This is a genomic window from Paeniroseomonas aquatica (assembly GCF_030409335.1).
Classification (GTDB): Bacteria; Pseudomonadota; Alphaproteobacteria; order Acetobacterales; family Acetobacteraceae; genus Belnapia; species Belnapia aquatica.
The window spans coordinates 1-18881 of record NZ_JAUFPN010000191.1; the positions used below are offsets into that span (position 1 = coordinate 1).

Sequence of the window (18881 nt, forward strand, 5' to 3'; positions counted from 1 at the left end):
ACGGCTCGCCCGGCGCCACGCCCGCCGCCGGCGGGGCCGGCACGGTCCGCAGCGCCAGCGGCTCCCGCGACTGGGTGCGGTTCAGCGCCAGCGCGGCCGAGATGGCATCCCGCGCCTCCGGCGGCGGCCGCTCGGGCCGGGGCGGCACGCTGCCGAGGCTGGGGCGCGGCCGGTCCATGCCGGGGGGCGGCAGGCGGCCGGCATCGGCCTCCCCGGATACGGTGCGGTAGATCTCGACCGGGTTGATTTCCTTCGGGATCTCGCAGCCGGGCAGTGCCAGGGCCAGCACCCCCGCGCCCAGCCGGCGCCACCAACCTCCCCGCATCATCCTGCCGCCTCCGGTCCGGACCAGGGTTAGCGCGGAACGGCGGGAAAAGGGAAGCCGCCCGAAGGCGGGCCGCAGGCCGCACGAAGCAGGGTGGAGGCTTGCCCCGGCGCGGCGTAAGGTGGCCCATGGCCGACGAAAAATTGCCCGAAGCTCCCCAATTCCGGCTGCCCGATCCGGCGCTGGTCACCCGAACCATGGCCGAGGTCGCCGAGCGCGGCCAGCGGATCGTGACCGACTTCCTGAAGCGACAGTCGGAATCCGGGGGAACCTCCCCCGATCCGCTGAACATCGGCGGCGCCTTCCTCGAGATGACGACCCGGCTGATGGCGAATCCCGCCCGGCTGGTCCAGGCGCAGATGGGCTTCTGGCAGGACTACCTCACGCTCTGGCAGAACACCGCCCGGCGGATGATGGGCCAGGAGGAGGGCACCCCGGTGATCGCCGAGGACCCGAAGGACCGCCGCTTCAAGGACGAGGCCTGGCGTGACAACGAGGTCTTCGACTTCATCAAGCAGTCCTACCTGCTCAGCGCCCGCTTCTTCCAGAACGTGGTCGGCGGCGTCGACGGGCTGGAGCCGAAGACGGCGCAGAAGGTCGACTTCTACACCCGGCAATTCGTCGATGCGATGAGCCCTTCCAACTTCCTGCTGACCAATCCGGAAGTGCTGCGGAAAACCGCCGAGACCGGCGGCGAGAACCTGCTGAAGGGCCTGTCCCACCTGCTCGCCGACCTCGAGCGCGGCAAGGGCCAGCTCCGCATCCGCATGACGGACGACAGCAAGTTCCGGGTCGGCGAGAACATCGCGGTCACGCCGGGCAAGGTGGTCTACCAGAACGAGCTGATGCAGCTGATCCAGTATGCGCCGACCACGCCCACGGTGCTGAAGCGGCCGCTCGTGATCTTCCCGCCCTGGATCAACAAATTCTACATCCTCGACCTGCGGCCGAAGAACTCCTTCGTGAAATGGGCGACCGACCAGGGCCATACGGTCTTCGTCGTCTCCTGGGTGAACCCGGACGGGCAGCTCGCGGAGAAGGGCTTCGACGACTACATGCGGGAGGGCGTCTATGCCGCGCTCGATGCGATCGAGCAGGCGACGGGCGAGCGGCAGGTCAATGCGATCGGCTATTGCCTCGGCGGCACGCTACTGGCGACGACGCTCGCGCATATGGCGGCCAAGCGGGACACCCGCATCAAGACCGCGACCTACTTCGTCACCATGACCGACTTCGAGGAAGCCGGCGAGCTCGGCGTCTTCATCGACGAGGAGCAGCTCCGCGGTCTCGAGGAGAAGATGGGCAAGCGCGGCTTCCTCGAGGGCCGGGAGATGGCGACCACCTTCAACATGTTGCGGGCCAACGACCTCATCTGGTCCTTCGTGGTCAACAACTACCTGATGGGCCAGGAGCCCTTCCCCTTCGACCTGCTGTACTGGAACGACGATTCCACCCGCATGCCGGCGAAGATGCACAGCTTCTACCTGCGCCACATGTACCAGGCGAACGACCTGGTGAAGCCGGGCGGGCTGGAGCTGCTGGGGGTGAAGATCGACCTCCGCCGCATCAAGGTGCCGAGCTACCTGATCTCGACCCGCGAGGATCATATCGCGCCGTGGAAGTCGACCTACCGGGCAACGCAGATCTATGCCGGGCCGATCCGCTTCGTGCTCGCCGCCTCGGGCCATATCGCCGGGGTGGTGAACCCGCCCGAGAGCGGCAAGTACAGCCACTGGGTCAACGACAGCCTGCCGCCCGACCCCGAGGAGTGGTTCAAGGGCGCCACCGAGCTGGCCGGGTCCTGGTGGCCGGACTGGCACCGCTGGGTGACCGCGGCCGACAAGGCCGCGAAGGAGCAGGTGCCGGCGCGGGTCCCGGGGGCCGGCGCGCTCCCGGCGCTGGAGGATGCGCCGGGCAGCTATGTCGCGGTGATGGGGGCGGACTAGCCCCCTTCCCTCTCCAGATCTGGGCTCAGTAGCCGAGTCCCTGGTTGCCGCCGAGGCCGAAGGTGGTGATGCGGCTGCCGCCGGTCTCGTCCGGCAGGGCGCCGACCCAGCTGCTCTCGGCATCCAGCCGCTCCAGCTGCCGGCCGAGCAGGGCGGTGGCGATGCTCGCCTGGGGCAGCGGGCCGATCTCGGCAAGCCGGGCGACGGAGCGTTCGCCGCCGGGGCGGAACAGCGGGGCCGGCCGCGCCCTCGCCGCCGCCGCCGCCATGCCGGCCGGCAGCGCCCGGGCTGCCGCCAGCAGGGCGCCGACGACCTGCTCGGACGGTGCCGCCTCGGCGATGCCCAGGGCATCGCGCGCCTCGGTGCGGGCCAGCAGCATCTCCCGCCGCACCCCGTCCGGGATGGGGGCGAAGCGGGGATTGCGGCGCAGCTCCTCGGTGGCGAATTCGAGCTGGGCGACCGCCCGGGCCGCCGCCTCCGGCTGGCCGGCCAGGCCACGGCCACGGTCGGCGAAGGCCGCCGCGGCGGCGGTGATGGCATCGCGGCCCTGGTCGCCCCGGCCCTGCCCGGCCTGGACGAGGTCCACCGGGGGGCCGGCCGGGGGCGCCTGCCGCAGTTCGGCGCACCCCGCCAGCGCCAGCGCCAGCAGCAGCCCGCCGGCCTTCACAGCCGGCGGCTCGACGCGGAATCGAGGTCGCGGATCGCCTCCGTCGCGCCGACCGCCGCCCGGTTGGTGAGCGGCAGCCCCGGCAACGCCGCCAGCCGGGTGAGGGTCGCCGCCCCCCCCTGCGGGAAGAGGCTGGCCGGCAGCGCCGCCGCGGCCTCCGAGGACTGGCGGCTGCCCAGGGCCCGGGCCGCCGCGTAGAGCGCATCGATCACCGGCTGCGCCTCGGCCCCGGCCGGAATGCCGAGGGCGGCGCGCCATTCGGCCCGGGCCTGGACCAGCTGGTTGAACACCGTCGGGGAGACGTTGGTGAGCCGCGGGTTGCCGGGCAACTCCACCGTCAGCCACTCCATCTGCGCCACGGCACGGGCGGCCTGGGCCGGGCGGCCGGCCAGCTGGCTCTGGCTGGAGAAGGCGAAGGCGGTGGTGTTGACCGCGGACCGCAGCGGGTCGCCGGCGCCGACCACGGCATCATTCGGCAGGCTGGCCGATTGCGGCGGCGGCGGCAGGGTGCAGGCGCCCATCGCCACCAGGGCGGCGAGCGGCAGCAGGGGCTTGAACATGCGGCGTATCCCTTTGGGGGCTGGGCGGGTCAGAACATGGTTCCGTTGCCACCGGACGAGTGCTGGTTGTCCTGTTCGGTGCGGAACATCTCCCGCTCCGTGAGCGCCGTGGCGCTGCGGGTGCGCGGCAGGGCGGGCAGGCCCGCCAGGCGCCGCAGGGTGGCTGGCCCATCGGTGAAGGCCGGCGCCGCCAGGGCCTGCCGGGCGGCCGCCGGATTGCCGGCGGTCAGGGCGCGCGAGGCGGCGAAGAGGCCATCGACCACCGCCTGGGGCTGGGCCTCGGCGGCGATGCCGAGCGCACCGCGCATCTCGGCCCGCGCGGCCATCAGCTCCAGGCCGACCGTCGGGTTGAAGTCGACCCAGCGCGGCCCGGCCGGGATCTCGCTGGCCAGATATTCCACCTGGGCCGCGGCGATTGCCGCCGTCTCCGGATGGCCGGCCAGGACCCCCGGCGTGGCGAAGGAGAAGGCGCTGGCGATCACCGCCGCGCGGGTCGGGTCGCCGACCCCGATGGTCGCGTCCCGGGGCAGCACCGCGTAGGGCGTGCCGCTGCCGCAGCCGAGCAGGGGCAGCAGCAGGGCAAGCGTCGCGGCCACCGGGGTCTTGGTCATGGATCTCATCTCCGGCGTGCAGACTGCGGCATTCGCGGCGGAGAAACAATTGGCGCCGCGGCGGCACCAGGCAATCCCGGGCGTCGCGCCGGCCCGGGATCAGTAGCAGCCTGCCAGGCGCCCCCGGGTGCGGAGCAGGGCGAGGACGGTCTGGCAGGTGGGCGCCGGCCGTTCCACCAGGGCCGCGAGCTCGACGACGACCCCAAGCAGGGCATCGATCTCCATCGGCCGTCCGCGCTCCAGGTCCTGCAGCATGGAGGTCTTGTGGGCCCCGACCTCGGCGCCGCCGGCGATCCGCTTGTCCACATCGATGGCGAAGCGGGTGCCCAGCGCCTCGGCAACGCCCTGGGCCTCGAGCATCATGGTGCGGCAGACGGCGCGCAGCTCGGGGTCGCCGGTGATGACGTCGAGCGTCGCGCCGGTCAGCGCGCTCAGCGGGTTGAAGGCGAGGTTGCCCCAGAGCTTGACCCAGAGCTCGTCGCGGATCTTCGGCCGCACCGGCGCCTTGAAGCCGGCCGCGACCAGGGCGGCCGAGAGCGCGTTGGCGCGCGGGGAGCGGCTGCCGTCAGGCTCGCCCAGGGTGAAGCGGTCGCCGTAGGTGTGGTTGACCACACCCGGCTCGGGCACGTCGGCCGCGGGGTAGACGATGCAGCCGATGGCGCGGGAGGGATGCAGCGTCTCCCACAGCGCGCCGCCGGGATCGACGCTCTCGACCCGGCGGTCCTCGTGCGGCCCGGCCAGCTTGTAGAAATACCACCAGGGGATGCCGTTGACGGCCGAGACGATGGCGGTCTCCGGCCCGAGCAGCGGCTGCATCTGCGGCGCCACCTTGGGCAGCGCATGCGCCTTCAGGGTGACGACGACGTAGTCCTGCGGCCCGGCCTCGGCGGCGGTCTCGACGCAGCGGGGACGGACGACGGTCTCCTCGCCCTCGCTGATCAGCTTCAGGCCATGGGCCTGCATGGCGGCGAGATGCGGGCCGCGGGCGATGACGGTGACCTCCGACTCCCCCTTGGCGGCGAGCCTGGCCGCCATCAGCCCGCCGATGGCGCCGGCGCCGAAGATGCAGATCCTCATGATGCGCTGATCCGATTCACGCTACGCTCCTCGCTTCGCTTCGCTGCGGCGCCGTGTGACCGGATCACGCCTTGATGCCCAGCTTCTCGGCCAGGCCGATGCGCATCAGCTTGCCGGTGGCGCCCTTCGGGATCTCGTCCAGGAAGACCACCTTGCGGGGTACCTTGAAGTCGGCCAAGTGCTTCGCGGCGTGGTCGCGCAGCTCGCGTTCCGTCACCGCCATGCCCTCGCGCAGCACGATGGCGGCGCCGACCTCCTCGCCCAGCATCGGGTGCGGGATGCCGAAGGTCAGCGCCTGGGCGACGGCCGGGTGGTCCGACAGCACGCCATCGACCTCGAGCGGGCTGACCTGCTCGCCGCCGCGCTTGATCAACTCCTTCAGCCGGCCGGTCAGCATCAGGTAGCCGTCGGCATCGAACATGCCCTGGTCGCCGGTGCGGAACCAGCCCTTGGTGAAGGCCTTCGCATTGGCTTCCGGGTTCGCCTCGTAGCCCTTGGTGACGTTGGGACCGCGGATGACGACCTCGCCGATCGCGCCCTGCGGCAGCAGGGTGCCGTCGTCGTCCATGATGGCGACCTCGGGGCCGGCGGGCAGGCCGACGATGCCGGGCTTCTGCGCGCCGGGCGGCAGCGGGTTGGAGCACATCTGGTGGCTGGCCTCGGTCATGCCGTAGCTCTCCAGCACCGGGGCGTTGAAGGCCGCCGAGAGGTCCTTCATCGCCTGCGCCGGCAGCGAGGCCGAGGAGGAGCGGATGAAGCGCAGCGGCGCGCGGGCGATGATCTCGGCGTTGCGCTCGGCCCGGGCCAGGATGGTCTGGTGCATGGTCGGCACCGCCGTGTACCAGCTCGGCTTCTCCGCATCGAGCAGGGCGAAGAAGCGCAGGGCGTTGAAGCCCGGCGTGCAGATGACGGCGCCGCCGCCGGCCAGCGAGGCGAGCGTCGCCGCGATCAGCCCGTGGATGTGGAACAGCGGCATGACGTTAAGGCAGGCGTCATTCGGGCCCAGCGCCAGGGTGCGGGCGATGTTGCCGGCGGAGGCGGTCACGTTGGTATGGCTCAGCGGCACGATCTTCGGCCGCGCGGTGGTGCCGGAGGTATGCAGCACGAGCGCCACGTCATCCGGCCCGGCGGCGCCGGGGCTGGTGGCGGCGCCGGGCGTGCCGCCCACCAGGGTGAAGGCGCCGGCCGCGGTGCCGGGAACCAGCTCGAGCACCGGCACGCCGAGGCGCTGCGCCACGCCGCGCGCCGGGGTCTCGGCGCCCTGCTGCACCACCAGCGCCCTGGCCTTTAGGTCGAGCAGGTAGAACTCGAATTCCTCGTCCTTGTAGGCGGGGTTCAGCGGCGCGGTGGTGGCGCCGCCGGCGATGGCGACGAAGCTGGCGGCCATCTCCGGCCCGTTCGGCAGCACGATGGCGACACGGTCGCCACGGCCGATGCCGATGGCGTTCAGGCTGGCGATGGTCCCGGCCGCGAGCTCCCGGAGGCCGGCATAGCTGAGCGGCGGCCGCTCGGGCGCACGGATGGCGGGGCGGTCGGCCGCGCCGGTCGCGAGCAGCTCGGCGACGGTGCTGATGGCGGGCATGGGATTTCCTCCGGAGGGGCGCATTTAGGCTTTCTCTGCATCAGCCGGGGCCGGGCGGCAAGCGGCGTCCAACCCTGGCGCATCTTGCCGCGCGCTTTACACGCTTTTCGTTGCTTTACCGCGTTTTCCGCCCCACCCCGGTGCCAACGCCAACCTCAAGGGCGCGTTGCTGGGCCGCAATCGGGCCACGACGCATCGCCGGAAACCATCAGAATGACGCTTCATGGAAGCTCCCGCCGCACCCTCCTGCTCGGCCTTGGCGGTGGCGCCCTCGCCTCGGTCCTCGCCACCCCGGCCCTGGCGCAGCGCGCCTGGGAGCCGACCCGGCCGGTGCAGTTCATCGTGCCCGCCGGGACCGGCGGCGGCGCGGACCAGATGGCCCGGGTGATCCAGGGCATCGTCGCCAAGCACGGGCTGATGAAGCAACCGATGGTGGTGGTGAACAAGGCCGGCGGTGCCGGGGCGGAGGGCTTCCTCGAAGCCAAGGGCGCCCGCGGCAATCCGCACATGGTCGTCATCACCTTGTCCAACCTCTTCACCACGCCGCTGGCGACGGGCGTGCCGTTCACTTGGCAGGACCTGACTCCGGTGGCGATGCTGGCGCTCGACGAGTTCATCCTCTGGGTGAATGCCGAATCGCCCTGGAAGACGGTCGCGGATTTCACCGTGGCGGCCAGGACGGAGCGGCTGAAGCTCGGCGGCACCGGCTCGAAGCAGGAGGACCAGATCATCGGCGTCGCCCTCGCCAAGGCGATGGGCGGCAACCTCACCTACGTGCCCTTCCGGGGCGGCGGCGAGGTCTCGGTGCAGCTGGTCGGCAAGCACATCGACGCCACGGTGAACAACCCGATCGAGGCGGTGACGCATTGGCGCTCCGGCGCGCTGCGGCCGCTCTGCGTCTTCGACAGCCAGCGGCTGGCCGGCACCGAGAAGATGACCGAAACCGCGGCCTGGTCGGATATCCCGACCGCCCGGGAATCCGGGCTCGACGTCGAATACCTGATGCTGCGCGGCATCTTCATGGCGCCCGGGGTGAAGCCCGAGCAGGTGGCCTTCTACGAAGGCCTGATGGCGCGGGTGCGGGAGACCCCGGAGTGGCGCGAGCTCATGCAGCAGGGCGCCTTCAACACCACCAGCATGACCGGCGAGGCCTTCCGCGCCTGGCTGACCAAGGAGGAGAGCCGGCACCGGACGCTGATGCAGGAGGCGGGGTTCCTGGCGTGATCCGGCCGTCAGCCGGCCCCAGCAACCGCGCGGTCGAGATCGGCACCGCCCTCGCCTTCACTGCGGCCGGGGGGGCGGCCCTGTGGGACAGCCTGCGGCTCGGCATCGGCTGGGGCACGGACGGGCCGCAATCCGGCACCTTCCCCTTCTGGATCGGCCTGGCGCTGGTCGCGGCCAGCACCGGCACGCTGGTGCAGGCGGCGCGGACCCGGGGCGAGCTTGGGATCTTCGCCAGCTGGCCGCAGCTGCGGCTCGTGGCCTCGGTGCTGGTGCCGAACATCCTGTACGTCGCGGCCATCCCCTTCGCCGGAATCTATGTCGCCTCGGCGGTGATGGTCGCCTGGTTCATGCGGCGGCTGGGGGGCTTCGGCTGGGCCCGGTCGGTCCTGGCGGGCATCGCCACGGCGGTCGCCACCTTCGTCATCTTCGAGATCTGGTTCCTGGTCGCGCTGCCCAAGGGGCCGCTCGAGACCGCGCTGGGGTATTGAGCCATGGAAGAACTCGGCCTGCTGATGCAGGGCTTCGCCGTGGCGCTCGAGCCGCAGAACATGCTGCTGATGCTGGTGGGCGTGGTGCTCGGCGTGCTGATCGGCGTGCTGCCGGGGCTCGGCGGCGCCAACGGCATCGCCATCCTGCTGCCGCTGACCTTCGCCATGCCGCCGGTCTCGGCCATCATCATGCTGTCCTGCATCTACTGGGGGGCGCTGTTCGGCGGCGCCATCACCTCGATCCTGTTCAACATCCCCGGCGAGCCATGGTCCGTCGCCACCACCTTCGACGGCTATCCCATGGCGCAGCAGGGCCGGGCGGCGGAGGCGCTGACTGCGGCCTTCACCAGCAGCTTCGTCGGCGCCTTCGTCGCCATCGTGATGATCACCTTCGTCGCGCCGGTCATTGCCGGCTTCGCGCTCCGCTTCGGGCCGCCGGAATTCTTCGCGGTCATGTTCCTGTCCTTCGCCAGCTTCGTCGGGATGAGCCGGGGGCCGGCGCTGAAGACGCTGATGGCAATGATGCTGGGCTTCCTGCTGGCCGCGGTCGGGATGGATACCGTCACCGGCCAGCTGCGGATGACCTTCGGCAGCACCGAGATGATCCGCGGCTTCGACTTCCTGGTCGCCGTCATCGGCCTGTTCGGGATCAGCGAGATCCTTTGCAGCATCGAGGATGGGCTGCGCTTCAAGGGTCAGCGCGCGAAGATCGACCTCAAGGTGGTGCTGCGGGTCTGGAAGACCCTGCCGCGGCACTGGTTCCTCGCCGCCCGCTCGGCGCTGATCGGCTGCTGGATGGGCATCACCCCGGCGGGCGCCACGCCGGCAAGCTTCATGTCCTATGGCGTGGCGCGGCGGATGGCCAAGGACCCCTCCAGCTTCGGCAAGGGGCGGATCGAGGGCGTCATCGCGCCGGAGACCGCGGCGCATGCGGCCGGCACCTCGGCGCTGCTGCCGATGCTGACGCTCGGCGTACCGGGCTCGCCCACCGCGGCGGTGCTGCTCGGCGGGCTGATCATGTGGGGCCTGCAGCCGGGGCCGATGCTGTTTGTTGAGCAGAAGGAATTCGTCTGGGGGCTGATCGCCTCGATGTACCTCGGCAACATCGCCGGGCTGATCGTGGTGCTGGTGGCGGTGCCCTGGTTCGCCGCCATCCTCAGGGTTCCCTTCTCGATCATCGCGGCGCTCATCCTGGTGGTCTGCGCGATCGGCGCCTTCACCGTCAGCAACGCCGAGTTCGACATCACCCTGATGCTGGTCTTCGGCGTGGTGGGCTACGTGCTGAAGAAGCTCGACTACCCGCTGGCGCCGCTGGTCCTCGCCCTGGTGCTGGGCGACCGGACCGAGGAGGCCTTCCGCCAATCCCTGCTGATCAGCCAGGGCAGCCTCGGGGTCTTCTTCTCCAACTGGCTGGTGAGCACGATCATGGCGCTGGGCATCGCTCTGCTGCTCTGGCCGGCGCTGAGCTGGGCCCGGGGGCTGCTCGCCGGGGGAGTGTTGCGCCGCCCCCGGCCGGCCTAGGGCCCGGGCGGCGCTAGGCGCCCAGCTCGCGGCGGACGATGGCCGCGCCCTGGGCCAGCGCCTGCAGCTTGCCGAAGGCGCGGTCGCGCGGCAGGTACTTCATGCCGCAATCCGGCGCCGGCACCAGCCGGGTGGCGTCCACCACCCGCAGCGCGGCACGGATGCGACCGGCAACCTCCTCAGCCGTCTCCACTGTCGGCGTGTTGAGGTCGATGACGCCGAGCATGATGGTCTTGGCCGGCAGCTCGCGGAGGATGCCGAGGTCCAGCCGGGGCTGGGCCGCCTCGATGGAGATCTGCGCCGCGCTCGCCTCGGCCAGCTCCGGCAGGAAGGAATAGCCGGAGGGCTTGTCGCCGACGATGGCGGCATAGCCGAAGCAGAGGTGCACCACCGTGGTGCCCTCGATCCCCTCCAGCGCCCGGTTGATGGCCGGTATGGCGTAGCGCCGGGCCTGCTCCGGATAGGCCTGCATCCAGGGCTCGTCCAATTGGATCACGTCGGCGCCGGCCGCCTTCAACTCGCGGATTTCCGCGTTCAGCGCCGCGGCGTAGTCCATCGCCAGCTCCGCCTCGTCGGCATAGAACTCGTTCTGGCACTGCCGCGTCATAGTGAAGGGACCGGGCAGGGTGATCTTGACCTGCCGGTCGGTATTGGCGCGGGCGAAGGCCACGTCGCGGACCTCGACGGGCCGCGCCCGCCGCACCCGGCCGATGACCCGCGGCACCACGGTGGTCTTGCCGGTGCGCCCCACCACCTCGCCCGGCCGGTCGGGATCGATGCCCTCCAGCGCCGAGGCGAAGTGGTTGGAATAGCTTTCGCGGCGGATCTCGCCATCGGTGATGATGTCGATCCCGGCCCGCTCCATGTCGCGGATCGCCAGGATGGTGGCGTCGTCCTGCGCCTGGGCCAGGAATTCGGCGGGCACCCGCCACATCTCCGGGGCACGGACCCGCGGCACCAGGCGGGAGCGCAGGACCTCGTGGTTCATCAGCCAGGCCGGCTGCGGATAGCTGCCGACGACGGTGGTCGGCAGCAGGGGAAGCGGCTGGGCCATGGGGCGGATCCTCGTGATGCGGGGTCGCAGGCGGCGGGACGGAAGGCCCCGGCGCGGCTAGTCGACGCGAATGCCGGCGTCGCGGATGATGGTTTCCCACTTCGCGGTCTCGTCGGCCAGCCAGCGGGTCGCCGTCTCCGGCGTGGTGTCGTGGCGCAGGGTCATGGTGAGGTCGCCCAGCCGGCGCTGCACGCTCTCCTCGGCCGCGGCCCGGTTGAAGGCGGCGTTCACCGCCTGGATCACCGGGGCCGGCGTGCCGGCCGGGGCGAATATCATGTGCCAGGTATAGCTCTCGGCATTGGCCACGCCGCCCTCGGCGAAGGTCGGGATATCCGGCGCCTGCGGGAGGCGGGCGGCGGCCGAGATGCCGAGGGCGCGGGCATCGCCGCGCTGGGCATAGGTGAGGCCGCCGGCGGCGACATCCATGAACATCGCCAGCCGGCCCGAGAGCAGGTCCGGCATGCCGGCCGCCGAGCCGCGGTAGGGGATGTGGTTGGCCTTGAGGTCCCCTGCCCGCTTCAGCAGCAGCTCGGTCGCCAGGTGCACGGCGCCGCCGATGCCGCTGCTGCCGTAGTCGTAGCGCCCGGGATTGGCCCGCAGCAGGGCGACCAGCTCCGGCAGGCTGCGGGCCGGCAGGTCCTTGTTGACCAGCAGCACCATCGGGATGACGCCGAGCAGGGCCACCGGCTGGAAATCCGTGATGGGATCGAAGGGCAGCCGCGGGAAGAGCGCGCGCATCACCGAATGGGCGATGGTGCTGTAGAGCAGCGTATGGCCATCCTTCGGGGCCTGTGCCACCACCTCCGAGCCGACGACGACGCCGGCACCGGTCCGGTTCTCGACGATCACCCGCTGGGGCAGGAGCTTGCCGACCTCCTCGGCGAAGAGCCGGGCAGGAATATCGGTGGGACCGCCGGCGGCGAAGGGTACGACGAGGCGCACCGGCTGGTTGGGCCAGGCCGCCGCGGCCGGCTGGGCGCGGGCGATGCCGGCAGGCAAGACTGCGGCGGCGGCAAGCAGGTGGCGACGATGCATGGAAGATCCCCCGACGGGCTTGGATGCCCTTGCCGGGGATCTTGGGGCCACCGCCCCGGCGGTCAAGCCACCGGGTCGAGGCGTTTGCCCGAGGCGGCGTCGAAGACATGCAGCGCCGCGGCGGGCAGGCTGACCTGGATGGCGCCGCCGACGGGCGCCGGGCCGGCCAGCTTTACCGTCAGCGCCTCGCCATCCGGCAACCGCCCGTGCAGGACGGTCTCGGACCCCAAGGGCTCCACGAGGTCGAGCGGCAGGGCCAGGCCGGCCTCGGTCGCCTCGACGTGTTCGGGACGGATCCCGATGATCAGCGGCAGGCCCTCGGCGCCGGGCCGGGGACCATCGGCGAAGCGGAGCAGCGGACCGGCCTTCAGCGCCACCGCGCGGCCGCCTTCCGTCAGGCTGCCTTCGAGGAAATTCATCGCCGGGCTGCCGATGAAGCCGGCGACATAGGTATCGGCCGGGCGGGCCCAGACCTCCATCGGGGTCGCCACCTGGGCGGCATGGCCGGCATGCATGACCACCAGCCGGTCGCCCAGCGTCATCGCCTCGGTCTGGTCATGCGTCACGAACAGCGAGGTGACGCCGAGGCGGCGCTGCAGCCGGCGGATCTCGGCCCGCATCTGCACCCGCAGCTTGGCATCGAGGTTGGAGAGCGGCTCGTCGAACAGGAAGAGCTTCGGCTCGCGGACGATGGCGCGGCCCATGGCGACGCGCTGGCGCTGGCCGCCCGAGAGCTGCCGCGGGCGGCGGTCCAGCAGCGCCTGGATGCCGAGCAGGGTCGCCGCCTCGGCGACCCGCGTGGCGATCTCGGGCTTCGGCAGGCCGCGGATCTTCAGGCCATAGGCCATGTTCTGGGCGACCGTCATATGCGGGTAGAGCGCGTAGTTCTGGAAGACCATGGCGATGTCGCGGTCGGCCGGCTCGAGGCCGGTCACGTCGCGGCCGGCGATGCGGATGGTGCCGGTGGTCGCGGTCTCGAGGCCGGCGACGATCCGCAGCAGGGTCGACTTGCCGCAGCCGGAGGCGCCGACGATGACGATCATCTCGCCGTCCGCCACGGTCAGGTCCACGCCGTGCAATATCTTGTTGGTGCCGAAGGATTTGGATACGGCGGAGACGTCGAGCGTGGCCATTACTTCTCGGTCTCCGTGAGGCCCTTGATGAACCAGCGCTGCATCAGCACCACCACCGCGACGGGGGGCAGCAGCGCCAGCACCGCCATGGCCATGATGACGTTCCATTCGTTCTGCGCGTCGCCGTTACCGATCATCTTGGCGAGGCCGACGACGATGGTCTCGAGCCCGCGGTCGTTCACCACCAGCAGCGGCCAGAGGTACTGGTTCCAGCCGTAGATGAACAGGATGACGAAGAGCGCGGCGATGTTGGTGACCGAGAGCGGCAGCAGGATGTCCCGGAAGAAGCGGACCGGCCCGGCGCCGTCCATCTTGGCCGCTTCGACGTATTCATCGGGGATGGTCAGGAAGAATTGCCGGAACAGCAGCGTGGCGGTGGCCGAGGCGATCAGCGGGATGGTGAGCCCGGCCATGGAATTGAACAGGTCGAGGCTGACGATGACCTGGTAGGTCGGGATGATGCGGACCTCGACGGGCAGCATCAGCGTCAGGAAGATGGTCCAGAAGGCCAGCATCCGCCCGCGGAACTGGAAGAAGACCACGGCATAGGCCGAGAGCAGGGAGATGGTGATCTTGCCGGCCGCGATGCAGAGCGCCATCAGCGCGCTGTTCCACAGCATGAGCGAGGCGGGGCTGGCGCGGTAGCGCCCCTCCCCGCCGCTGGTCCAGGCGGCGGTGTAGTTCTCGATCGCATGCGGGCCCGGCAGCAGCGGCACGTCGCCGCGGCCGATGGTCGAGGCGTCATGGGTCGAGCCGACCAGGGTGATCCAGACCGGGAAGGCGAAGATCAGCACGCCGAGGATCAGCCAGCCATGCGACATGATCCTCTCCCGCGCCTGGCGGCGGCGGGTGGCGGCGGCGAGCGCGTCGTCGTCCATCAATAGTGGACCTTGCGTTCGATGAAGCGGAATTGCACCGCGGTCAGCGCGATGACGATGACCATCAGGATCACCGACTGCGCCGCGCTGCTGCCGAGATTCACGTTCTGCACGCCCTCGACATAGACCTTGTAGATCAGCGTCTCGGTCGCCTTGCCCGGGCCGCCGCCGGTCAGCGCATGGATCACGCCGAAGGTATCGAAGAAGGCATAGACCAGGTTCACCACCAGCAGGAAGAAGCTGGTCGGCGAGAGGAGCGGGAAGATGATGGTCCAGAAGCGCCGCACCGGCCGGGCGCCGTCTATCGCCGCCGCCTCCAGCACCGACTTCGGGATAGACTGCAGCCCGGCCAGGAAGAAGATGAAATTGTAGCTCACCTGTTTCCAGGCCGCGGCGATGATGACCAGGGTCATCGCCTGGCCGCCGTTCAGCTTGTAGTCCCAGGCGATGCCGGCCTGGTTCAGCGCCTGGCCGATCAGCCCGATCGAGGGATGGAAGAGGAACAGCCAGAGCACCGCGGCGACCGCGGGCGCCACCGCGTAGGGCCAGATCAGCAGGGTCTTGTAGGCATTGCCGCCGCGGATCGCCTTATCCGCCTGCACCGCCAGGAACAGCGCGCTGCCCATCGCCAGCACGGCGACGGAGGTGGAGAAGACCAGCGTGTTCAGCGCCGCGCCGCGCCATTCCGGCTCGACCAGCACCTCGGCGAAATTGCGCAGGCCGACGAATTCCGACCGCGTGCCCCAGGGGTCCTCCTGCAGCACGGATTGCCAGATCGCCGCACCCGCCGGCCAGAGGAAGAAGATGCAGGTCACCGCGAGCTGCGGCGCGAGCAGCAGCCAAGGCAGCGCGGTGCCCTTGAAGAGGGTCTTCTTCATGGCCCCGCGCCTTCCCGCTCAGCCGCGATTCGCGCGTTCGAAGTTGCGCAGCACCGCATTGCCGCGCTGGACGATGGCGTCCATCGCCTGCTTGCCGTTCTGCTGGCCCTGGAAGGCCTTCTCCATTTCCTCCTGGATGATGTTGCGGATCTCGACATAGCCGCCGAGCCGGATCCCCCGCGTATTGGCAGTGGTCTCGCCGCCGCGCAGCAGCTGCTCGATCGGCACGTCGGAGCCGGGGTTGCGGTCGTAGAAGCCGGCAGCGCGGGCGACCTCGTAGCTGGCGCGGCGCACCGGGACATAGCCGGTCTCCATGTGCCACTTGGCATCGATCTCGGGCTGGCTGATGTAGCGGTAGAACTCCGCCACGCCTTTCCATTCCTCGACCGCGCGCGCGCCCTGGGTGCCGCGGTTCAGCGCCCAGAAGCTGGCGCCGCCGATGATGCTGTTGCGCGGGGCGCCGGCCACATCCCTGTAATAAGGCAGCATGGCGGTGCCCCATTCGAAGCGGGCCTCGCGGGTGATGCGGCTGCGGGCGCCGGAGGAGACCAGCGCCATGCTGCATTCCCCGGCGGGGAACAGTGCATCCGCGGTCGAATCCCGGCCGCCGTAGCGGAAGAGCCCGGCCTTCTGCCACTCGATCAGATTGTTCATGTGGCGGACGAGCAGCGGGTTGTTCACCTGCAGCGTGGCGCCGAGCCCGTCGAAGCCATTGCCCAGCGTCGCCAGCGGGATGTTGTGCAGCGCGCTCACCTGCTCCACCTGGATCCAGCCGGGCCAGGAGCTGGTCAGCGGACAGGCGATGCCCGCCGCCTTCAGCTTGCGCGCCGCCTCGGCGACCTCGTCCCAGGTCTTGGGCGCGACCGCGGGGTCGAGCCCGGCCCGCTTGAAGTGGTCCTTGTTCCAGAACATCACGGCGGTCGAGCTGTTGAAGGGCATGCTCATCTGCCGGCCGTCGGCAGCCTGGTAGTAGCCGCGGACGGCGGGCAGGTAGTCGTTGAAGTCGATGGTGACCCCGGCCTCGGCCAGCAGCTCGTGCAGCGGCTTCACCGCGCGGCCGGCGGACATCATGGTGCCGGTGCCGACCTCGAACATCTGCACGATATGCGGCGCCGAATTGGCGCGGAAGGCGGCGATGGCGGCGACCATCGTCTCCGGATAGGTGCCACGGAAGCTCGGCACCACCTTGTAGCGGGCCTGGGAGGCGTTGAAGCCGGCCACGATCTGCTCGAGCTGGCCGCCAAGCGGCTGCGGCAGCCCGTGCCAGAACTGGATTTCGACCGGCGTCGCGGCGGGCGCCTGGGCCGCGGCCGGGCGGGGCGGCAGGGCGAGCATGGCCGCGGCGACGAGGCCGGCGGCGGCAAGGATACGGCGCCTCATGGCGTGAACTCTCCCAGGACTCGATGCGTAATGCCGGACTGCGGCATCAGGCCGCGGCGTTGTGCCGTTGCGCGACAGATAGAGGAAGCCGCCATAGCGGGGCAAGCATGGGGGGGCAAGCGGCGCGGGCCCGCGTCAGCCCGCCTTCACCAACCGGTCGTAGACCGCCTGGTCGGTGGCGCCCTCGGTGCCGAACAGCAGGATGCGGCTGCCCTCCTCCAGGCCCAGGGCGCTGCGGGCGAAGGGCTCGCGCGCGGCCAGCAGCAGGGCGGCGAGGCCGGCGACCGCACTCTCGCCGGCGACCAGCGGCGGGCGGCGGGCGGCCAGCAGCTTCATGCAGGCGACGGCGCTGTCGTCCGGCACCGCCATGAAGGCGGCGGCGCCGCGCTCCAGCTCCTGCCAGGCGAGCAAGCTGGGCTCGCCGCAGGCCAGGCCGGCCATCAGCGTGTCCAGCGCGCCATCGACGGTGGTGAGTTCCCCGGCCTCGGCGCTGGCCAGCAGGCAGGCGGCCTCGGTCGGCTCGACGACGATGAGCTTCGGCCCAAGGCCGTCCTTCGGGGCGCCGTAGCGGGCGCGCAGCTGGACCGAGACGGCTGCCGCCACGCCGCCGACCCCGGCCTGGACGAAGACATGGGTGGGCGGCGCCGGGATCTGGTCGAAGGCCTCGTCGGGCATGACGCGATAGCCCTGCATCACGTCCCGCGGCACCTCGGTATAGCCGGGGTAGGAGGTGTCCGAGACGACGAACCAGCCCTCCGCCTCGGCGGTGCGCTGGGCGGCGCGGACGGCGTCGTCGTAGGTGCCGGGAACCTCGCGGATCTCGGCGCCATGCGCGGCGATGGCCTCGCGCCGGCCGGGGCTAACGGTCTCGTGCACGAAGATCACGCAGCGGGCGTGGAAGCGTTTCGCCCCCCAGGCGACGCTGCGGCCGTGGTTGCCGTCGGTCGCGCAGGTGACGATGATTGCCCCGGTCGCGGCCTTGTGCTCGCCGGCGGCCAGCTCGGCCGAGCCGGCCGCGTTGGCGACGCCGCGCCGGGCGAGCTCGGCCTGGAGCAGCTTCAGCACCGCATAGGCGCCGCCGAGCGCCTTGAAGCTGCCGAGGCCGAAGCGTGGGCCCTCGTCCTTCCAGTGCACCGAGGCCAACCGGGCCGTCCGGGCGATATCCTCGAGGGCCAGCAGGGGGGTAGGGGCATGGCCCTCCCAGGTGGCGATCTCCTCCTTCGCGCGGCGGAAGCCGCCTTCGGGGAGGACGACCACGCCGGGGGTGCCGGCATGGCGGTTGATCATCAGGCGGAAGGGCCGGTGGGGGATGCTCATGGGCCAGGGTTATCGCCCGGCTGGCGGCCAACCGCCAATCCCGATGCTGCCAGGGTGGTCCCAAGGGTGGTGCCCCAAGGGTGGTGCCCCCGGTCCACGCCGCCACGGGCGGCTTGCACCGAACCGCCGACAGCGCGACATCGGAGAGACAGATCAGGGAGAGCGCGATGCAGATCACCATCCTCGGCGGCGGCGGGTTCCTCGGCCGCAAGCTCGCCATCCGCCTGGCCCGGGACGGTGCCCTGGGCGACCAGGCGATCACCGGCCTGACCCTGTTCGACCTGCAGGCGCCGGCCGGGCTTGAGGCCCCCTTCCCCGTCACCTGCCTCGGCGGCGACGTGGCCGATGCGGCCCAGGTGGCCCGCGCCATCCCGCCGGGGACCCGCGTGGTGGTCCACCTCGCCGCCGTGGTCTCGGCCCAGGCGGAGGCGGATTTCGACCTCGGCCTCCGCGTCAACGTGATGGGCACGCTGGCGGTGCTGCAGGCCTGCCGGGCGCTGCGGGAGCCGCCGCGGGTGGTCTTCACCTCCTCCGTCGCCAGCTTCGGCGGCGGCCAGGAGGCCCGGCTGGAGGACGACGCCCGCCAGCTGCCCGGCAACAGCTACGGCGCCGAGAAGGCGATCGGCGAGCTGCTGCTCCAGGACGCCTCCCGCCGGGGCATGCTGGACGCGGTCAGCCTGCGCCTGCCGACCGTCATCATCCGCCCGGGCCGGCCGAACAAGGCCGCCTCCTCCTTCGTCTCCGCGATCCTGCGGGAGCCGCTGCTGGGACTCGAGACCACCCTGCCGGTGCCGGAGGATTTCGCGGTCTGGATCTGCTCGCCGCGCCGGGCGGTGGAGTGGTTCCTCCACGCCATGCAGATGGACACCGGCCCGCTCGGGCTGGATCGCGGCATCAACCCGCCGGGGCGCAGCGCGACGGTGGGCAAGATGCTGACGGCGCTCGAGACGGTGGCCGGGCCGGAAGCCCGGGCGCGGGTGAAGCACGTGCCGGATGCGGCGATCGAGGCGATCGTCGGCGGCTGGCCCGCGAGCTTCACCGCCATGCGGGCCCGGCGGCTGCACGATTTCTCCGAGCAGGAGTCGCTGGAGGAGATCATCCAGGCCTTCATCGAGGATGACCTGGCGGCGACGCGGGCGGAGCGGGGGATGTAAGGCAAGGTTGGGGAGAAGGTATTCTCCCCAAGCCCCTCATCTAATTTTCTG

General features: G+C 71.0%; 17 protein-coding genes and 1 pseudogene. 5 read left to right on the forward strand and 13 right to left on the reverse strand.

Features of this window, described 5'->3' with window-relative positions; genetic code table 11:
• Nucleotides 1-328 (reverse strand): annotated as a pseudogene (locus tag QWZ14_RS23035) (hypothetical protein); the annotation flags it as partial.
• A gap of 125 nt (nucleotides 329-453) precedes the next feature.
• On the opposite strand from QWZ14_RS23035, the gene phaC reads away from it, so the two are divergent.
• A complete protein-coding gene (phaC, locus tag QWZ14_RS23040) occupies nucleotides 454-2271 on the forward strand; it encodes a class I poly(R)-hydroxyalkanoic acid synthase (RefSeq protein WP_290319286.1) in 1818 nt (605 codons plus the stop codon).
• 25 nt (nucleotides 2272-2296) lie between these two features.
• Here the strand turns inward: phaC and QWZ14_RS23045 are convergent, their stop codons facing one another.
• The 5 genes from QWZ14_RS23045 to QWZ14_RS23065 form a co-directional block, all read right to left on the reverse strand.
• Nucleotides 2297-2938, reverse strand: coding sequence for a hypothetical protein (locus QWZ14_RS23045; RefSeq protein WP_290319287.1), 642 nt, complete (start codon nucleotides 2936-2938; stop codon nucleotides 2297-2299).
• Nucleotides 2935-3498: a hypothetical protein gene (locus QWZ14_RS23050; RefSeq protein ID WP_290319288.1), complete on the reverse strand. Its 564-nt coding sequence runs from the start codon at nucleotides 3496-3498 to the stop codon at nucleotides 2935-2937. Before QWZ14_RS23050 ends, QWZ14_RS23045 begins: the two co-directional genes overlap by 4 nt.
• Before the next feature lie 29 nt (nucleotides 3499-3527).
• Nucleotides 3528-4109, reverse strand: a complete 582-nt coding sequence (locus tag QWZ14_RS23055) for a hypothetical protein (RefSeq protein ID WP_290319289.1) — start codon at nucleotides 4107-4109, stop codon at nucleotides 3528-3530.
• Between the two features lie 99 nt (nucleotides 4110-4208).
• Nucleotides 4209-5186: a 2-dehydropantoate 2-reductase gene (locus tag QWZ14_RS23060; RefSeq protein WP_290319290.1), complete on the reverse strand. Its 978-nt coding sequence runs from the start codon at nucleotides 5184-5186 to the stop codon at nucleotides 4209-4211.
• Nucleotides 5187-5250: 64 nt separating this feature from the next.
• A complete protein-coding gene (locus QWZ14_RS23065) occupies nucleotides 5251-6768 on the reverse strand; it encodes an acyl--CoA ligase (protein ID WP_290319291.1) in 1518 nt (505 codons plus the stop codon).
• 213 nt (nucleotides 6769-6981) lie between these two features.
• Here QWZ14_RS23065 and QWZ14_RS23070 point away from each other — a divergent pair, with 213 nt between their 5' ends.
• Genes QWZ14_RS23070 through QWZ14_RS23080 form a run of 3 tightly spaced genes read left to right on the forward strand, consistent with a single transcriptional unit; the run spans nucleotide 6982 to nucleotide 10001 of the window.
• Complete coding sequence (locus QWZ14_RS23070; RefSeq protein WP_290319292.1) at nucleotides 6982-7992, forward strand: Bug family tripartite tricarboxylate transporter substrate binding protein; 1011 nt, start codon at nucleotides 6982-6984, stop codon at nucleotides 7990-7992.
• Nucleotides 7989-8480 carry a tripartite tricarboxylate transporter TctB family protein gene (locus tag QWZ14_RS23075; RefSeq protein WP_290319293.1) on the forward strand — a complete coding sequence of 164 codons (492 nt, stop codon included), beginning with the start codon at nucleotides 7989-7991 and terminating at the stop codon, nucleotides 8478-8480. Before QWZ14_RS23070 ends, QWZ14_RS23075 begins: the two co-directional genes overlap by 4 nt.
• A 3-nt stretch (nucleotides 8481-8483) precedes the next feature.
• Entirely contained in the window at nucleotides 8484-10001 is a 1518-nt protein-coding gene (locus QWZ14_RS23080; RefSeq protein WP_290319294.1) for a tripartite tricarboxylate transporter permease, read from the forward strand.
• Nucleotides 10002-10014: 13 nt separating this feature from the next.
• Here the strand turns inward: QWZ14_RS23080 and QWZ14_RS23085 are convergent, their stop codons facing one another.
• From QWZ14_RS23085 to QWZ14_RS23115, 7 genes are all read right to left on the reverse strand, one after another.
• Entirely contained in the window at nucleotides 10015-11055 is a 1041-nt protein-coding gene (locus QWZ14_RS23085; RefSeq protein WP_290319295.1) for a uroporphyrinogen decarboxylase family protein, read from the reverse strand.
• Between the two features lie 57 nt (nucleotides 11056-11112).
• Nucleotides 11113-12090, reverse strand: a complete 978-nt coding sequence (locus tag QWZ14_RS23090; protein ID WP_290319296.1) for a Bug family tripartite tricarboxylate transporter substrate binding protein — start codon at nucleotides 12088-12090, stop codon at nucleotides 11113-11115.
• Between the two features lie 62 nt (nucleotides 12091-12152).
• Nucleotides 12153-13223 carry a sn-glycerol-3-phosphate ABC transporter ATP-binding protein UgpC gene (ugpC, locus tag QWZ14_RS23095; protein ID WP_290319297.1) on the reverse strand — a complete coding sequence of 357 codons (1071 nt, stop codon included), beginning with the start codon at nucleotides 13221-13223 and terminating at the stop codon, nucleotides 12153-12155.
• Nucleotides 13223-14101 (reverse strand): sn-glycerol-3-phosphate ABC transporter permease UgpE, encoded by an 879-nt coding sequence (ugpE, locus tag QWZ14_RS23100; RefSeq protein WP_290319298.1) that lies wholly within the window; start codon nucleotides 14099-14101, stop codon nucleotides 13223-13225. Before ugpE ends, ugpC begins: the two co-directional genes overlap by 1 nt.
• On the reverse strand, nucleotides 14101-14979 hold the full coding sequence (gene ugpA, locus QWZ14_RS23105) for a sn-glycerol-3-phosphate ABC transporter permease UgpA (protein WP_290319299.1): 879 nt from the start codon (nucleotides 14977-14979) through the stop codon (nucleotides 14101-14103). The genes ugpE and ugpA overlap by 1 nt, the downstream gene beginning before the upstream one ends.
• An 18-nt stretch (nucleotides 14980-14997) precedes the next feature.
• Nucleotides 14998-16359 (reverse strand): sn-glycerol-3-phosphate ABC transporter substrate-binding protein UgpB, encoded by a 1362-nt coding sequence (gene ugpB / locus QWZ14_RS23110; RefSeq protein WP_290319300.1) that lies wholly within the window; start codon nucleotides 16357-16359, stop codon nucleotides 14998-15000.
• Between the two features lie 135 nt (nucleotides 16360-16494).
• Nucleotides 16495-17676, reverse strand: coding sequence for a diaminopropionate ammonia-lyase (locus QWZ14_RS23115; RefSeq protein ID WP_290319301.1), 1182 nt, complete (start codon nucleotides 17674-17676; stop codon nucleotides 16495-16497).
• Nucleotides 17677-17843: 167 nt separating this feature from the next.
• Here QWZ14_RS23115 and denD point away from each other — a divergent pair, with 167 nt between their 5' ends.
• Nucleotides 17844-18830 (forward strand): D-erythronate dehydrogenase, encoded by a 987-nt coding sequence (gene denD, locus QWZ14_RS23120; RefSeq protein ID WP_290319302.1) that lies wholly within the window; start codon nucleotides 17844-17846, stop codon nucleotides 18828-18830.
• Nucleotides 18831-18881: the final 51 nt, after the last annotated feature.

Bases quoted from the DNA above. Each gene is read 5' to 3' on its own strand.
- ugpE (WP_290319298.1), bottom strand. From the start codon at position 14,101: ATGGACGACGACGCGCTCGCCGCCGCCACCCGCCGCCGCCAGGCGCGG.
- phaC (WP_290319286.1), top strand. From the start codon at position 454: ATGGCCGACGAAAAATTGCCCGAAGCTCCCCAATTCCGGCTGCCCGAT.
- QWZ14_RS23085 (WP_290319295.1), bottom strand. From the start codon at position 11,055: ATGGCCCAGCCGCTTCCCCTGCTGCCGACCACCGTCGTCGGCAGCTAT.
- ugpB (WP_290319300.1), bottom strand. From the start codon at position 16,359: ATGAGGCGCCGTATCCTTGCCGCCGCCGGCCTCGTCGCCGCGGCCATG.
- ugpC (WP_290319297.1), bottom strand. From the start codon at position 13,223: ATGGCCACGCTCGACGTCTCCGCCGTATCCAAATCCTTCGGCACCAAC.
- QWZ14_RS23065 (WP_290319291.1), bottom strand. From the start codon at position 6,768: ATGCCCGCCATCAGCACCGTCGCCGAGCTGCTCGCGACCGGCGCGGCC.
- QWZ14_RS23050 (WP_290319288.1), bottom strand. From the start codon at position 3,498: ATGTTCAAGCCCCTGCTGCCGCTCGCCGCCCTGGTGGCGATGGGCGCC.
- QWZ14_RS23055 (WP_290319289.1), bottom strand. From the start codon at position 4,109: ATGACCAAGACCCCGGTGGCCGCGACGCTTGCCCTGCTGCTGCCCCTG.
- QWZ14_RS23080 (WP_290319294.1), top strand. From the start codon at position 8,484: ATGGAAGAACTCGGCCTGCTGATGCAGGGCTTCGCCGTGGCGCTCGAG.
- ugpA (WP_290319299.1), bottom strand. From the start codon at position 14,979: ATGAAGAAGACCCTCTTCAAGGGCACCGCGCTGCCTTGGCTGCTGCTC.
- QWZ14_RS23070 (WP_290319292.1), top strand. From the start codon at position 6,982: ATGACGCTTCATGGAAGCTCCCGCCGCACCCTCCTGCTCGGCCTTGGC.
- QWZ14_RS23115 (WP_290319301.1), bottom strand. From the start codon at position 17,676: ATGAGCATCCCCCACCGGCCCTTCCGCCTGATGATCAACCGCCATGCC.
- QWZ14_RS23060 (WP_290319290.1), bottom strand. From the start codon at position 5,186: ATGAGGATCTGCATCTTCGGCGCCGGCGCCATCGGCGGGCTGATGGCG.
- QWZ14_RS23090 (WP_290319296.1), bottom strand. From the start codon at position 12,090: ATGCATCGTCGCCACCTGCTTGCCGCCGCCGCAGTCTTGCCTGCCGGC.
- denD (WP_290319302.1), top strand. From the start codon at position 17,844: ATGCAGATCACCATCCTCGGCGGCGGCGGGTTCCTCGGCCGCAAGCTC.